The sequence below is a fragment of the Streptosporangium sp. H13245 genome (genome assembly GCF_055690525.1).
The window spans coordinates 46,534-61,205 of sequence record NZ_JBSZKT010000046.1; the positions used below are offsets into that span (position 1 = coordinate 46,534).

Annotated in this window: 13 protein-coding genes; 4 read left to right on the forward strand and 9 right to left on the reverse strand. The window is 72.5% G+C overall.

The features are described 5' to 3' along the window. Positions 1-38 precede the first annotated feature (38 nt). The 3 genes from ACW9TB_RS35805 to yczE all read right to left on the reverse strand — a co-directional run bounded on the left by ACW9TB_RS35805 (position 39) and on the right by yczE (position 2,878). Positions 39-293, reverse strand: coding sequence for a hypothetical protein (locus tag ACW9TB_RS35805; RefSeq protein ID WP_472752549.1), 255 nt, complete (start codon positions 291-293; stop codon positions 39-41). Positions 294-463: 170 nt separating this feature from the next. Further along, a complete protein-coding gene (locus tag ACW9TB_RS35810) occupies positions 464-2,224 on the reverse strand; it encodes a glycoside hydrolase family 15 protein (RefSeq protein WP_472752550.1) in 1,761 nt (586 codons plus the stop codon). A gap of 9 nt (positions 2,225-2,233) precedes the next feature. After that, the gene (yczE, locus tag ACW9TB_RS35815) at positions 2,234-2,878 is read right to left on the reverse strand and encodes a membrane protein YczE (protein WP_472752551.1); all 645 of its coding nucleotides are present in this window, start codon (positions 2,876-2,878) and stop codon (positions 2,234-2,236) included. A gap of 75 nt (positions 2,879-2,953) precedes the next feature. Between yczE and yczR the strand changes: the two genes are divergently transcribed. Further along, positions 2,954-4,390: a MocR-like transcription factor YczR gene (gene yczR, locus ACW9TB_RS35820; RefSeq protein ID WP_472752552.1), complete on the forward strand. Its 1,437-nt coding sequence runs from the start codon at positions 2,954-2,956 to the stop codon at positions 4,388-4,390. A gap of 9 nt (positions 4,391-4,399) precedes the next feature. On the opposite strand, the gene ACW9TB_RS35825 is transcribed toward yczR, so the two are convergent. Next, the gene (locus tag ACW9TB_RS35825; protein ID WP_472752553.1) at positions 4,400-5,011 is read right to left on the reverse strand and encodes a trimeric intracellular cation channel family protein; all 612 of its coding nucleotides are present in this window, start codon (positions 5,009-5,011) and stop codon (positions 4,400-4,402) included. Between the two features lie 38 nt (positions 5,012-5,049). Further along, entirely contained in the window at positions 5,050-6,534 is a 1,485-nt protein-coding gene (locus ACW9TB_RS35830; protein ID WP_472752554.1) for a peptide MFS transporter, read from the reverse strand. 180 nt (positions 6,535-6,714) lie between these two features. Between ACW9TB_RS35830 and ACW9TB_RS35835 the strand changes: the two genes are divergently transcribed. Continuing rightward, on the forward strand, positions 6,715-8,550 hold the full coding sequence (locus ACW9TB_RS35835) for an AMP-dependent synthetase/ligase (RefSeq protein ID WP_472752555.1): 1,836 nt from the start codon (positions 6,715-6,717) through the stop codon (positions 8,548-8,550). A gap of 393 nt (positions 8,551-8,943) precedes the next feature. Then, positions 8,944-9,780 carry a hypothetical protein gene (locus ACW9TB_RS35840; protein WP_472752556.1) on the forward strand — a complete coding sequence of 279 codons (837 nt, stop codon included), beginning with the start codon at positions 8,944-8,946 and terminating at the stop codon, positions 9,778-9,780. 236 nt (positions 9,781-10,016) lie between these two features. Here the strand turns inward: ACW9TB_RS35840 and ACW9TB_RS35845 are convergent, their stop codons facing one another. The 3 genes from ACW9TB_RS35845 to ACW9TB_RS35855 are packed head-to-tail and all read right to left on the reverse strand — an operon-like array spanning position 10,017 to position 12,923. Further along, positions 10,017-11,030 carry an NAD(P)/FAD-dependent oxidoreductase gene (locus ACW9TB_RS35845; protein WP_472752557.1) on the reverse strand — a complete coding sequence of 338 codons (1,014 nt, stop codon included), beginning with the start codon at positions 11,028-11,030 and terminating at the stop codon, positions 10,017-10,019. After that, positions 11,027-11,614, reverse strand: coding sequence for an isoprenylcysteine carboxyl methyltransferase family protein (locus ACW9TB_RS35850; RefSeq protein WP_472752558.1), 588 nt, complete (start codon positions 11,612-11,614; stop codon positions 11,027-11,029). The genes ACW9TB_RS35845 and ACW9TB_RS35850 overlap by 4 nt, the downstream gene beginning before the upstream one ends. Before the next feature lie 7 nt (positions 11,615-11,621). Beyond that, positions 11,622-12,923, reverse strand: coding sequence for a 3-oxoacyl-[acyl-carrier-protein] synthase III C-terminal domain-containing protein (locus ACW9TB_RS35855; protein WP_472752559.1), 1,302 nt, complete (start codon positions 12,921-12,923; stop codon positions 11,622-11,624). A 303-nt stretch (positions 12,924-13,226) separates the two neighbouring features. Here ACW9TB_RS35855 and ACW9TB_RS35860 point away from each other — a divergent pair, with 303 nt between their 5' ends. Next, positions 13,227-14,096 (forward strand): UbiA family prenyltransferase, encoded by an 870-nt coding sequence (locus ACW9TB_RS35860; protein ID WP_472752560.1) that lies wholly within the window; start codon positions 13,227-13,229, stop codon positions 14,094-14,096. 73 nt (positions 14,097-14,169) lie between these two features. On the opposite strand, the gene ACW9TB_RS35865 is transcribed toward ACW9TB_RS35860, so the two are convergent. Continuing rightward, a partial coding sequence (locus tag ACW9TB_RS35865; RefSeq protein WP_472752561.1) for an alpha-glucosidase C-terminal domain-containing protein occupies positions 14,170-14,672 on the reverse strand: 503 nt, incomplete at its 5' end.

Below are 14,672 nucleotides of genomic sequence, written 5' to 3' on the forward strand. Positions count from 1 at the left end.
GTCGGCCGGGCTCGTGCCGGTCTTTTTGATCAGACGGTTCAGACGGTCGGGAAGGGGCCCGCGGTCTCGGTGTAGTCGGCGACCCCGTCGCCGTTCAGGTCGACCCGCGTCTCGTCGATGTAGCCGTCGCCGTCGTGGTCGAGGTAGACGACGTCGGTGACGCCGTCGCCGTCGGTGTCGTAGCGCTCCTCGTCGGCGAGACCGTCGCCGTCGACGTCGATCAGCTGGGCGTCGGTGCTCCCGTCGCCGTCGTAGTCGACCAGGTCAGTGCTGCTCACATCGAAATCGCTCATTGGTCCGATCCTTTCCGGTGGTGTTACATCGGATGAGAGTCACGATCGCACCGGATTGTTGCAGCCGAATCCCATATTTCTTGGTGAATTTCCGAGAACTCCACCGCCTCCACCGACTCATCCGGACCAAAAGGGATAAAACGGGTCAGACGTGTCCGGATGTCGCCGTCTCAGCTGAGCGCGCGGGCGGTGTGGATGAGCGGAACGTGGCTGAACGCCTGCGGGAAGTTGCCGACCATCCGGCCGTAGCGGGGGTCGTACTCCTCGGCGAGCAGGCCGACGTCGTTGCGGAGCGAGAGCAGGCGCTCGAACAGCTCGACGGCCTCGTCCTTGCGGCCGATCATCGCCAGGGCCTCGGCCAGCCAGAAGCTGCACGCCAGGAACGCGCCCTCGCCGCCGGGCAGGCCGTCGACGTCGTTGTCGGGGGAGACCGGGTAGCGCAGCACGAAGCCGTCGACCATCAGCTCGCGCTGGATCGCCTCCACCGTCCCGATCACGCGGGGGTCCTCGGGGGGCAGGAAGCCGACGATCGGGATCAGCAGCAGCGCCGCGTCCAGCTCCTGCGAGCCGTACGACTGGGTGAAGGTGCCGCGTACCGGGTCGAAGCCCTTGTCGCAGATCTCGGCGTGGATGCGGTCGCGCAGCTCCCGCCAGCGCGCCAGCGGGGCGGGCTTGCCGAAGGACTCCACCTGCTTGACGGCCCGGTCGACGGCGACCCAGCACATGACCTTGGAGTGGACGAAGTGCCGGCGCGGGCCGCGTACCTCCCACAGGCCCTCGTCCGCGTCGCCCCAGTGCTCCTCGACGTAGGAGATCAGCTCGTACTGGAGGGTCCACGCCCGGTGGTCGGCCGCGAGGCCCGAGACGCGCGACAGGTGCAGGGAGTTCATGACCTCGCCGTAGACGTCCAGCTGGAGCTGGTCGACCGCGCCGTTGCCGATCCTGACCGGCCGGGAGCCCTCGTAGCCGGGCAGCCAGTCGAGCTCCAGCTCCGTCAGCCTGCGCTCCCCGGCGACGCCGTACATGATCTGCAGGTCCTGGGCGCGGCCCGCGATGGCCCGCAGCAGCCAGGACCGCCACGCGCCCGCCTCCTCCAGGTAGCCGGAGCCGATCAGGGCGTCCAGGGTCATGGTGGCGTCGCGCAGCCAGCAGTAGCGGTAGTCCCAGTTGCGGACGCCGCCGAGGTCCTCGGGCAGCGAGGTGGTCGGCGCGGCGACGATGCCGCCGGTGGGGGCGTACGTGAGCGCCTTGAGCGTGATGAGCGAGCGGACCACGGCCTCGCGCCATGGCCCCTGGTAGGTGCACTGCTCGACCCATTCGGCCCACAGCGACTCGGTCTCGGCCAGCTGCTCGTGCGGGTCGATCTCGACGGGCCTGGGCTCGTGCGAGGGGTGCCAGGTGAAGACGAACGCCAGGCTGTCGCCCTCGGACACCTCGAACTTCGCCCGGTGGGCGTAGTCACCGCCCTCCAGCGGGACCGGGGAGTGCAGCCACACGGAGTCGGGTCCGCCGACGGCCTGAAGGAGGCCGTCGCTGCGGCGCACCCACGGCACGATGCGGCCGTAGTCGAAGCGGATGCGGATCTCGGTGGCCATCTCCACCGTCCCTGACACGCCCTCCACGATCCTGACCAGATCGGGGTTGGTGTGCCGGGTGGGCATGAAGTCGGTCACCCTGACCGTGCCGGTCGGGGTGTCCCACTCGCTCTCCAGGATGAGGGTCTCGCCCCGGTAGCTGCGCCGGGTGGCGTGCGGACGCTCGGCGTGCGCGGGGCCGATCCACCACTGGCCGTTCTTCTTGTCGCCGAGCAGCGCCCCGAAGCAGGAGGGCGAGTCGAAGCGCGGCAGGCAGAGCCAGTCGATGGAGCCGTTCCGGCCGACCAGGGCCGCCGACTGCATGTCGCCGATGAGAGCGTAGTCCTCGATCCACATGCCTCGAAGCTAACGCCTTCGCGCGGTCCACGGTGGCCTCCGGAGGAACTGGGCGCCCGGCTTCGTCCTGGGCATGAAGAACTGGCTCAGCGGCCCGATGGCGAGGGCGAAGACGAGCGTTCCCACCCCCACGGTGCCGCCGAGCAGCCAGCCCGCGGCCAGCACGGTGACCTCGATGACGGTGCGCGCCGCGCGGATGGACAGGCCGAGGCGGTTCAGGCCGGTCATCAGGCCGTCGCGCGGCCCGGGGCCGAGCCCGGCACCGATGTAGAGGCCGGTCGCCGCGCCGGTGACCACGACGCCGAGCAGGAGGTACGCCCAGCGCGCGGCGAGCGCGTCCGGGGCCGGGAGCAGCCACATGGCCCCGTCGGCGAACAGCCCGAGGAAGACGACGTTGCTGAGGGTGCCCACCCCCGGCCGCTGCCGCAGCGGGATCCACAGCAGCATGACCAGGGCGCCCACGATGATGATCCAGGTGCCGATCGACAGGCCCATGTGGATGGAGAGCCCCTGGTGGAACACGTCCCAGGGGCTGCCGCCCAGCCGTGACTCGATCTGCAGGCCGACGCCGACGCCGTAGAGGGCCAGGCCCGCGTACAGGCGGGTGAGCCGGTTGGGAAGGGAGACGAGGGTCGGCAGGGAGAGTTCGCTCATAATGACGTCCATCGTCCGGGGGATAGTGCCGGACCAAAAGGGCCAATACCGGGAAGTGGCCTTAAAGTGGTCGCCATGGATCGGTACCTCAGCGGCCCCCAGCTCGCCCGCCTGCTGGCGATCGACCCCGCCGCCAGGCCGTACTACCGGGTCCTGGCCAGGACCGTGCGGTCGCTGGTCCTCGACGGGCGGCTGCCCGTGCGGGTGCGGGTGCCCGCCGAGCGGCACCTCGCCGAGGCCCTGGGCGTGAGCCGCACCACCGTGACCTCGGCCTACGACCTGCTCCGCGAGCAGGGATACCTGGAGAGCAGGCAAGGTGCGGGAAGCTGGACCGCGCTGCCCGACGCGAGTTCGCTGGGCGCCGACAACCCGTGGCTCGCCGGCGAGGACGACGGGCTGCTGCCGCTGCACAGCGCCGCCCCGAGCGCGATCTCGACGCTGCCCGGCGCGATCGCCGCCGCCACCGGCCAGTACCCCCGCTACACACTCGGCATGGGCTACGACCCGGTCGGGATCGCCCCGCTGCGCGCGGCGATCGCGGCCCGCTACACCGCGCGCGGGGTGGCCACCCGGCCCGAGCAGATCCTGGTCACCACCGGAGCCCAGCAGGCCATCCACCTGGTGACCACGATGCTGCTCTCCCGGGGCGACCCGATGCTGGTGGAGTCGCCCACCTACCCGCACGTCCTCGGCCTGGCCAGGACGCGCGGCGCCAAGATCGTCCCGGTCGGCGTGCCCGACGAGGGCTGGCGTGACCTGGACCTGCTGACCAGCGCGATGCGCCAGTCGGCCGCCCGCCTCGTGTACGTCATCCCCGACTTCCAGAACCCGACCGGGCACCTGATGGACGACGCGGCGCGGGCGGCCCTGGCCGCCGCGGCGAGACGGTACGGCACCACCCTGGTGGCCGACGAGAGCTGGTGCGAGCTGGCGATCGACGAGGGGCCCGGGGTCACGCCGCTGGCCGCGTTCGACACCGGCGGCCGGGTGATCACCATCGGCTCGGCGTCCAAGCTGTGGTGGGGCGGGCTGCGCATCGGCTGGATCCGCACCACCGCCGCGACGGTCCGCCGCCTGGCCATGCTCCGCGCCTCCGTGGACATCGCGAGCCCGCTCTTCGAGCAGCTGGTGGTGGCCGGGCTGTTCGAGGGCATCGAGGAGGCCAGGGCCGAGCGGGCCCGCCTCCTCCGCGCCTCCAGGGACGTCCTGGCGGCCGAGCTGGCGGCGCGCATGCCCGACTGGAGCTTCACGACGCCCGGCGGCGGCGGCTCGCTCTGGGTGCGGCTGTCCGGCCCCTCGGCCGTCGCGCTGGTCGACGCGGCGGCCTGCCAGGGGGTCCGCCTGGCCCCCGGGCCGTGGTTCGGGGTGGACGGCACTTTGGAGGGGCGGCTCCGCCTCCCCTTCACCCAGCCGCCCCAGGTCCTCGTAGAGGCCGTGCGGCGCATCGCCGAGGCCAGGCTCAGGGGCGCGTACGGCACCCGCCCGGCCGAGCCCCTCACCCCGGCCCTGTGAGAGCGGGGCTCAGTCGGAGGTGACGCCCCTGGCCAGCGGCGCCCGCAGCTTGAGGCGCATGGCCGCGATCCGCAGCCCGAAGGCGAGGAGCGCGGCGGCCAGCGTGGCCGGCCAGCCGTGCAGCCCGGCGACGTAGAGCAGCGCCATCAGCGCCGAGCCGAGCATGGCGGGCACCGCGTACAGCTGGCGGTCGTAGAGCAGGGTGGGGATCTGACCGGCGAGGATGTCGCGCAGGATGCCGCCGCCGACCGCGGTGGTGACCCCGAGCAGGGCCGCGTGCAGCGGGGTGAGGCCGAAGTACATCGCCTTCTCGGTGCCGACCGCGCAGAACAGGCCGAGCCCGGCGGCGTCGAGGACGTTCACCGCGGGCATCACCCGCTCGACCTGCGGATGCCAGAAAAACACGATCGCCGTGGCCGCCAGGGGGACGACCACGTAGCCGACGCTGGAGAAGGCCGCGGGCCGCACGTTCAGGATCAGGTCGCGCAGGATCCCGCCGCCCAGCGCGGTCATCTCGGCCAGCACGGCCATGCCCACCACGTCGAGCCGCCTGCGCACGCCGACCAGGGCGCCCGAGAGGGCGAAAACGAAGATCCCGACGAGATCGAGCACATTATTCACAGATAAATCATCCCATGACCGGATATATGGGCTTTCCGTTAGGTGGGGGGACGGTGCTCGCGCATCATCGCGTGCAGCCTGCCGGAGAACGCGAGCAGCACCAGCGACGCCACGATGGAGATCGCGGCGAGGGTGAGGAAGTACGCGGGCTCCGACATGTGGTTCTTCAGCCGTCCCGTCTGCCCGCCCACCGCGTCGCCCACCGAGAAGGAGAGGAACCACAGTCCGAGCATCTGGCTCTTGAACGCCTCGGGGGCGAGCTTGGTGGTGACCGAGAGTCCGACCGGGCTCAGCGCCAGCTCCCCGAAGACCTGGACGAGATAGACCAGCACCAGCCACCACACCGAGATCCTCCCGGTCGCGGCCAGCGTGGCGGCGAGCGCCATGATCATGAAGCTCAGGCCGTTGACGAACAGCCCCACGGAGAACTTGTGGGGAGCGGTCACCCGGTTGCCCAGCCGCACCCACAGCGCCGCGAAGACCGGGACGAAGATCATGATGAACAGCGGGTTGAACGCCTGGGTGGTCGCCGGGGTGATCCGCAGGCCGAACAGCGACAGGTCCGTGTTGTGCTGGGCGAAGAACAGCAGCACGGTCGGCGCCAGATCGTAGACCATCCAGAAGACGGCCGCGGCGGCGAACAACCAGACGTAGGCCTTCATCCGGGAGCGCTCGTCGTCGCTCAGGTTGTGGCTGCCCAGCAGGATGTAGCCGAAGTAGAGCACCGGCACCGCCACGATGAGCAGCGTCATCACCAGGGCGAAGGTGTCGAGGCTGAAGGTGCCCGAGGCCGCCCACGCGGCCAGGGCGCCGCCCGCCACGAGGACGGCCACCACGAGGGCGAGGACGAAGTGCCTGCGCTCGCGCGGGGTGAGCCGGTGGCCCGGCCGCTCGCCCGTCCCCAGGAGGTGGCGCCTGCCCAGCACGTACTGGGCCAGCCCCAGGGCCATGCCGACCGCCGCCGCGCCGAAGCCCAGGTGCCAGCGGTCGCCCTCGGCGAGGCGGCCCACGACGATGGGGGCGATGAAGGCGCCGATGTTGATGCCGAGGTAGAAGATCGAGAAGCCCGCGTCCCGGCGCGCGTCGTCGTCCCGGGGGTAGAGCTTGCCGACCATCGTGGAGATGTTGGGCTTCAGCAGCCCGGTCCCGGCGATGATGAGGAGCAGCCCGAGCGCGACGAAGGCGCCGGTTTCGACGGGGATCGCCATGCTGATGTGGCCGCACATGATGACGAAGCCGCCCCACAGCACCGCCCTGCGGGCCCCGAGTATCCGGTCGGCGATCCAGCCGCCGGGCAGGGCGACGAGATAGATGAGGGCGCCGTAGATGCCGATGATCGCCTGGGCGGTCTGCTCGGTCAGCCCGAGACCGCCCGTGGCGGGGGAGGCGGCCATGAAGGTGGCGAGGATGGCCCGCAGGCCGTACCAGCTGAAGCGCTCCCACATCTCGGTGCCGAACAGCGTGGCGAGACCGCGCGGGTGCCCGAAGAAGGTCTTCTCGCGAGCCCGTGTCCCCGATGGCATGCGTCCCCCCGAACGTCATCGCGTGATCAGAGGCTAACTCTACGTACGCCACCTCTCGGCGAGGGAAAGACGGTTGTGCAATGTGGCGTTTCTTCTCCCTATCAGGGTCTTGTCCGAGGGGAACGGCGTGTGGTGCGATGCATGCCACTCGTGCAAGTGAGCACTTTCAGGAGGCGCGTCATGGCCGATGTCCTTGAGGAGCGGGCGGCGATCGAGAGGGAGATCGCGGGCCGTACGGTCTGCGGTCAGCTGAAGGAGGCGGCCGAGAGCAACCCCGACGCGCCCGCGTACTCCGACCCCGCCGAGGGGGGCTGGACCACCCTGACGTACTCCCAGGCCAGGCAGCGGGTCCTGGAGATCGCCGCCGGTTTCGCCGCCCTCGGCCTTGAGCCAGGCGAGGCGGTCGCGCTCATGATGGTCAACCGCAGCGAGCACGTGCTGGCCGACCTGGGCGCGGTGCACGCCGGTGGCGTGTCCTGCTCGGTCTACTCCACCTTCGCCCCCGAGCAGGTGGCCTTCGTCGCCGGTGACGTCACGGCGAGGATCGCGGTGCTCGGCGGACCTGCCGACCTGGCCAGGTGGGAGCCGGCCCTGGACGAGCTCCCCGGGCTCCGCAAGGTCATCGTGCTGGAGGGCGCCCCCGAGGGCGACCGGTTCGTCTCCTGGGACGACTTCCTCACCCTCGGCCGCGAGGCGCTCGCCGCCGACCCCGGCGCCGTCGACGCCCGCTGGCGGGCGGTGACCGCCGACGACGTCCTCACCGTCCTGTACACCTCCGGCACCACCGGCAACCCCAAGGGCGTGCCGCTCACCCACTCCAACGTGTTCTTCGAGGTCGTGGCGACCAACCGGATGGCCGACCTGCCCGCCAACGGCACCCAGATCTCCTACCTCACCTACGCGCACATCGCCGAGCGGGTGCTCAGCCTCTACCTGCCGCTCTTCAAGTTCTCCCACACCCACTTCTGCACCGACCTCGCCCAGCTCGGCGCCACCCTCGGCCAGGTCAAGCCGGTGCTGTTCTTCGGCGTGCCGCGCGTCTGGGAGAAGATGATGGCCCGGCTGCAGGCGCTGCTGGCCACCCAGCCGGAGGAGCAGCAGGAGGGCGTGCGCCAGGCCATGGCCGCCGGGCTCGCCTACATCGAGGCCAACCAGTACGGGCGCACCCCCTCACCCGAGGTCCTGGCCGCCTACGAGCGGGCCGACGCCGCCCTGCTGTCGATCATCCGGTCGATGATCGGGTTCGACAACGCGGGCTGGCTCGCCACCGCCGCCGCGCCCATGCCGCCGGAGGTCCAGCGCTTCTTCGCCGGTCTGGGGCTGAAGGTCCTGGACGTGTACGGCATGACCGAGACGACCGGCGCGTTCACCGCCAACGCCCCCGACCGCTTCAAGCTCGGCACGGTCGGCCAGGCCGGTCCCGGCGTCGAGGTCAGGATCGCCGAGGACGGCGAGATCATCACCCGCAGCCCGGCCAACACCCGCGGCTACCTCGGGCGCTCCGAGGCCACCGCCGAGCTGCTCGACGAGGACGGCTGGCTGCACACCGGCGACGTGGGCTCCGTCGACGAGGACGGCTTCGTCAGCATCGTCGACCGCAAGAAGGAGCTCATCATCACCTCCGGGGGCGAGAACATCTCCCCGGCCAACATCGAGAGCCACCTCAAGGAGCACCCGCTCATCGGCCAGGCCCTCGCCTACGGCGACGGCAGGCCGTACCCGGTGGCGATCCTCACCCTCGACGGCGAGGTGGCCCCCGGCTGGGCCCAGGCCAACGGCGTCACGTTCACCACCCTGGCCGACCTCGCCGAGCACCCCGACGTCCTCAAGGCCGTCGAGGGCGCGATCGCCGTCGCCAACGAGAAGCTGGCCCGCGTCCAGCAGATCAAGCGCTGGCGCCTGCTGCCGGTGGAGTGGACGGCCGAGAGCGCGGAGCTCACCCCGAGCCTGAAGCTCAAGCGCCGCGTCATCCACGCCAGGTACGCGGAGATCATCGACGGCATGTACGAGAGCTGATCTCGCGCTGATCGCGGGCCGCCCACGAGCCGCCCGGCGCCCGCCGTCGCCGGGCGCCGGGCTCCGTCCTTTTGGAGCGCGGAGCCCGGGGTGAACGGGACCTTCCCCGGGCGCGAGGCCCGGGGTTTTTCCTGGGTGCGGAGCCCGCGACGAACAGGACCTTCCCTGGGTGCGGAGTCCGGGGTGAACGAGGTCTTTCCTGGGCGCGGGGCCTGGGATGAACGGGACCTTCCCTGGGTGCGGAGCCCGGGGCGAACGAGGTCCGGTGGCCGGATGCCGGGGTGGCGAGGTCTCGGGTTTTCACCCCCGGGCCCGGTGGCCCGCCCGCGCTTTGCCCAACGGGGCGTGTGTCCTCTACCTGCTTGTTACCGGCCGCCTCCTAGCGTTTTGATCATGACGATGAGAGTCCTTCTCGCATCCCTGGCGGCCGGGGCAGTGACCCTGCCGATGCCGGCCGGAGCACCGGCCGCGGACGCCGAGGAACTGACGATCCGTTCGGTGACCCTGCGCCCCGCGGCCCCCGTGGTCGGGCCCGCCGACTCCGTACGCATGGTGATAGAGGTGGTGGCCCGGGGTGTCGCGGGCCCTGAGGGGGTGAGGATCAAGGTCGAGCCCGGCGGGCTTCCGGCCTCGGCGAACAGCTCCTTCCCCGTCACCGCGCCCCGCCCGGGACCCGCCCAGGGCCCAGCCCTCGCGCCCGGTCCCGCGCCCGCGCCCGGCCCGATCGTGTCCGCCCGCCTGGCCCCCGGCGCGGGGCCGGGGAGGATCGTCTCCCGCCCGGGGGAGGGCTGGGAGACCTGGCGGTTCGCCCCGCAGAAGAGCCTGAGCCGGTGGTACCCGGCGGGCCCCTGGACGGTCGCCGTGACCGCCAAGGGCGCGGACGGCGCCGAGGTCACCGGGCACACGGGCTTCCTGCTGAAGCGCCTGACCAGGTTCGGCGGGGTGGAGGCCGTCAGGGGGGACTCGGGCGTACGGGTGACGGGTGTGCTGAACAGGGTCGACCCTCGGGGGGACCTCGACTACGCGCCGTTCCCCGGCCAGCCCGTCGAGATCCTGCACCGGCCGGGGGAGAAGGCCGACTGGACGAAGGTGGCCGGTGCCACGACCGACTCCCAGGGACGTTTCGCCCGGACCGTGGACGACCGCACGGGCGGCGAGTGGCGGATCCGCTTCCAGGGCACGAACCACTACGCCCCGAGGCTGGGCATCGTCCACAAGGTCTCGCGCTAAACGCACACCGTCCAGCAGGACACGACCGTGAAGGGCCCGGTGGATACCCTCCAGGTCAGGCCAGGGCGTGCACCGCCGCGCCGAACACCGTGAACCGTCCGGCGGGACACGACCGGGAAGGGCTTGGCAGGGGACACGGTTTTCCCGGTCAGGCCAGGGCCGTGCACTGCCGTGCCGGACACCGTGGACTGTCCAGCAGGACACGACCGTGAAGGGCCCGGTGGATACCCTCCAGGTCAGGCCAGGGCGTGCACCGCCGCGCCGAACAGGGAGGGCATCCGCCGGGCGGCCGGGACGATCAGCCGCCCCGCCGTCCAGTGGCGGCGGGTGCCCACCAGCGCCCCGGTGAGCAACCGGTGGCGCCGGGACAGCCGCAGCCAGGCGGCCTCGTACGACCCCGGCGTACCGGCCCGCAGGCAGTCGACCAGCAACCGCGCGGACGTCAGCGCGAGCGACACCCCCTCCCCGGTGAGCGCGTCGACGTAGCCGGCCGCGTCGCCGACCAGCAGCACCCGCCCGGCCACCCGGGCGCGTACCCGCTGGCGCAGCGGCCCCGCCCCGCGTACCGGGGTCGCCGCCGGTCCCTCCAGCCGTTCCAGGAGCGCGGGGAAGTCCGCCAGGTGTTCCGGGTAGCCGCGCCGCCGCGAGCTCAGCACGGCGACGCCCACCAGGTTCTCGCCCACCGGTGTCACGTACGCCTCACCGGCCGCCGCCCAGTGGACCTCGACGAAGTCCGTCCACGGCGCGACCGGGTAGTGCCGCCGGAGCCCGTACCTGCGCGGCCCGCGACCCGGCAGCTCCAGCCCGAGCAGGGCGCGCAGCGGGGAGTGCAGGCCGTCCGCGGCCACCAGCCAGCGGGCGCGCAGGCCCGCCGCCTCGACCCCGCCGCCGTCCTGCCGCACGCCGTCCACCTTGCCGGGCACGACCCGCACGCCCAGCTCCCGCGCCCGCCGGGCCAGCGCGGCGTGCAGCGCGGTCCGCCGCACGCCCAGGCCCGGCCCGTCGCGGAACGCCGCCTCCACCTCGTACCGGCGGTCCAGGTAGCGGATGCCGCGCAGCGGCCTGCCCTCGACCCGCACGCCCAGCGACCCCAGGGCGGCGGTCCCGCTGGGCATCAGCCCCTCGCCGCACGCCTTGTCCACCGGTACGGCCCTGGGCTCGACGACGACCGCCTCCATCCCGGCCAGGGCGGCGTGGATGGCGGTGGCCAGCCCCGCCGGTCCCCCGCCCGCGATCAGGACGTCGATCACGCGGGTGCCCCGCCGGCGGGCGACACGTTCTCCGTCGTCGCGGTGGCGGGCGCTGCGGCGAGCGAGGCCAGGGCGTCCTCCTCGCAACGGATCCGCACCACCATCAGCGCGGCGTTGAGCACGGTGAACACCAGCGCGGTGACCCACGCGGTGTGCACCAGCGGCAGCGCCGCCCCCTCGACGGCCACCGCGACGTAGTTGGGATGGCGCAGCCACCGCAGCCGGTAGGGGCCGCGCTCCACCGCCGTCAGGCCGGGTACGACGATGACCTGGGTGTTCCACTGCGGGCCCAGCGCGGTGACGCACCACCAGCGCAGCCCCTGCGCGGCGACCACCAGGGCGACCATCGGCCAGCCGAGCGCGGGCACGAAGGGCCGGTCGGCCAGGCCCGCCTCGACCAGGCATCCGGCGAGCAGGCCGGTGTGCAGGACGACCATCCACGGGTAGTGGCCCTGCCCGGACACCACCCCGCCGCGCGCCATGCTCCAGCGCGCGTTGCGGCGGGCGACGACCAGCTCGGCGACGCGCTCCAGGCCGATGAGCAGCACGAGCAGTAGATACCAGGAAGAAAGATGCCAGGACATCGGGCTCCTACCAGCGCAGCAGTACGAGTTCGGAGCAGAAGCCCGGCCCCATCGCGAGGAGGAGCCCCGGCGTGCCCGGCGGCGGTGGCCGCAGGGTGAGCGTGTCCCGCAGGACATGCAGGACGGACGACGAGGACAGGTTCCCGATCGCGGCGAGCGAACGCCAGGTGAGGTCCAGCGCGCCCTCGGGAAGCCGCAGCGTCTCCGCCACCGCCTCCAGGACCTTCGGGCCGCCCGGGTGGCAGACCCACGCCGTCACGTCCTCGACCCTCAGGCCGTGGTCGCCGAGGAAACCGTGCACGTCGTCCGCCAGGTAGGTGCGCACCACCTCGGGAACGCTCGCGTCGAGCACCACGCGAAAACCGGTGTCGCCGACGTGCCAGCCCATCACGTGCTCGGATCCGGGATACAGGTGGCTGCGCGAGGCCACCACCGTCGGCCCCGTCATCGCGGCCACCTGCTCCGGGATCCCGTACGCTCCCGTCGGCTCGGGGAGCATCCGGTGCGTCACGGGCGCGGATCCCGAAAGAGACGCGGAGGCCGTGGAGGGGACGGAGGGGCCGGGGAGGGGGAGCCGGTGGTGCGTCGCGGGCGCGTTCGGCGGGGAGGACCCGGCGGGGCCCGCGGGCCGCGTCGTCGCGGACGCGCCGTTCGCCCCGGCCGTACGGGAGGCGGAGGAGGGTCCGGTACGCCGGGGCCGCCACTCGTCGCCGCAGGCCACCAGCGCCGTCGCCCCGTCACCGAACAGGGCACTCGCGACCATGTTGGCGACGGAGGCGTCACCGCGCTGCAGGGTGAGGGAGCACAGCTCGACCGAGAGCAGCACCGCCAGATGGTCCGGCCAGCCGCGCAGGTAGTCGTGGAGGCGGGCGATCCCGGCCGCCCCCGCGACACAGCCCAGGCCGAAGACCGGTATCCGCTTGACGTCCGGGCGCAGCCCGAGCCGCCCGGCCAGCCTGGCGTCCACCGAGGGCGCCGCGACACCGGTCACCGAGGTGAAGAGAATCATGTCCACGTCCTCGGGGACGACCCCCGCGTCCTCCAGCGCCCCGCCCACCGCCTCGGCGCCCAGCTCCACGGCCGTCTCCACGAACGCGTCGTTGGCCGCGCCGAAGCCGTCCAGTTTGGCGTACCGTTCGAGCGGCAGCGTCAGGTGCCGTGACTCCACCCGCGCGGAGGCGTGCAGCCTGTCGAGCAACCGGCGGCTGGCCCCCTCGGGAAGGCACGCCCGCGCGAACGCGTCGGTGATCTCCGCCTGGGAGTGGTGGTTCGGCGGGAGGGCGCCGCGGACAGCGACGATTCGCGTCATCTATTAACCCCCGGCTCGCGAACAGCGGACACCTCCCTTTTGCCCACCCGTCGTGTGCGGCATGCGTCACCGCGTCCTCCGTGCCCGCTTTCCGAAGCGTTCCGGTCCGCACGGGAGTCGCGTTCCGGACCCGTGAGGTCAGGGGGAGTCGTGCCGCCACGTCCGTGAGGCCGGGAGAGAGCCGTGCCCCGGCCTCGTGGAGCGGGCGGCCGGGAAGCGGGGCCGCCGATCCGGTCCGCAGCCGATCCGGTCCGGTCCGCGAGGGTGCCCGCGCTCCGCGCGGTTCCCGCCTACGATCGACGGGTGACGACGAGCCGGCCATCGCGCCTGGGTCCCGGGCCGTCGCCCCGGGCCGTACGCGCGTTGCTGCTGGCCTGTCACCCGGGACCGACCGCGGCGGTCACCGTCCTGGTGACCGCGCTGGCCGTCGCGAGCGGGCGCGACGCGGCCGGGTGCGCCCTGGTGGCCGCGGCCGTGCTGGCGGGGCAGCTCTCGATCGGCTGGTGCAACGACGCGGTGGACGCCGAGCGGGACGCCGTCGCGGGCCGCACCGGCAAACCCGTCGCCTCCGGCGCGGTGAGCGCCCGTACGGTGTGGGCCGCCGCGCTCGCGGCCCTGGCGCTCTGCGTGCCGCTCTCGCTGGCCTCGGGTCCCGCCGCCGGTGCCGTCCACCTGACGGGCGTCGCCGCGGCGTGGGCCTACGACCTCGGGCTCAAGGCGACCGTGCTGTCCTGGTTGCCGTACGCGGTCGGGTTCGGCTCGCTGCCGGGGTTCGTGACGCTGGGCCTGCCGGGACACCCGTGGCCCGCCTGGTGGGCGGTGACGGCCTCGGCGCTGCTGGGCTGCGGGGCGCACCTGGCCAACGTGCTCCCCGACATCCCCGCGGACCTCGCGGGCGGGGTCCGGGGCTGGCCGCAGCGGCTCGGCGTCGCCCGCGTCCGCGTCCTGATCCCGCTGCCCCTGCTGGCCGCGACGGCCCTGCTCGTCTTCGGCCCCCCGGAGCCGCCGGACGCGGGAGGCTGGGCCGCCCTGGTCGCCGCGGGGGCCTTCACCGCGGGAGGGCTGGCACTGGGCCGGGGCTCGTCGCGCGTCCCCTTCGCCGCGGCGATCGCCGTCGCCGCGGTCGACGTCGTCCTGCTCCTCGCACGCGGCACCGCCATCACCGCCCCCTGACCGGCACGCCCCCCGAACCGGAACCCGCGCCGCCGAGGACATCGGAGGGCTCGATACGAGAAGGCCCCGGCGATCACCTGGACTGGATCTCTATCCAGTAGAACCCGTGCCCCGGAAGCGTCAGCATGTAGGGAAGTTCGCCGACGGGCGGGAACGGGACGCCCCCCGTCACCTCGACCGGAGCCAGTCCTTCGAATCCGCTCAGGTCGAGCTCGACCACCTGAGGGAACCGCGACAGGTTGTTGACGCACAGCATCCGGTCGTCGCCCAGCTCGCGCACGAAGGCGAGGACGCTCGGGTTGGACGAGTTCAGCTCGGTGAACCCGCCCAGGCCGAAGACCGGGTGACGCTTGCGGATGTCGATCATCCGCCTGGTCCAGTGCAGCAGCGATCCCACACCGCGCTGCTGCGCCTCGACGTTGGTCCCCCGGTAGCCGTAGATCGGGTCGTCGATCACCGGCAGGAGAGGCGAGGAGTCGCGGAGCGAGAATCCCGCGTTGCGGTCGGGGCTCCATTGCATGGGGGTGCGGACGCCGTCGCGGTCGCCGAGCCAGATGTTGTCGCCCATGCCGATCT

Excerpts from the sequence above, each read along its gene's own strand:
- ACW9TB_RS35805 (WP_472752549.1), bottom strand. The coding sequence starts at position 293 with ATGAGCGATTTCGATGTGAGCAGCACTGACCTGGTCGACTACGACGGC.
- ACW9TB_RS35835 (WP_472752555.1), top strand. The coding sequence starts at position 6,715 with ATGGCCGATGTCCTTGAGGAGCGGGCGGCGATCGAGAGGGAGATCGCG.
- ACW9TB_RS35830 (WP_472752554.1), bottom strand. The coding sequence starts at position 6,534 with ATGCCATCGGGGACACGGGCTCGCGAGAAGACCTTCTTCGGGCACCCG.
- ACW9TB_RS35810 (WP_472752550.1), bottom strand. The coding sequence starts at position 2,224 with ATGTGGATCGAGGACTACGCTCTCATCGGCGACATGCAGTCGGCGGCC.
- yczE (WP_472752551.1), bottom strand. The coding sequence starts at position 2,878 with ATGAGCGAACTCTCCCTGCCGACCCTCGTCTCCCTTCCCAACCGGCTC.
- ACW9TB_RS35850 (WP_472752558.1), bottom strand. The coding sequence starts at position 11,614 with ATGTCCTGGCATCTTTCTTCCTGGTATCTACTGCTCGTGCTGCTCATC.
- ACW9TB_RS35855 (WP_472752559.1), bottom strand. The coding sequence starts at position 12,923 with ATGACGCGAATCGTCGCTGTCCGCGGCGCCCTCCCGCCGAACCACCAC.
- yczR (WP_472752552.1), top strand. The coding sequence starts at position 2,954 with ATGGATCGGTACCTCAGCGGCCCCCAGCTCGCCCGCCTGCTGGCGATC.
- ACW9TB_RS35840 (WP_472752556.1), top strand. The coding sequence starts at position 8,944 with ATGACGATGAGAGTCCTTCTCGCATCCCTGGCGGCCGGGGCAGTGACC.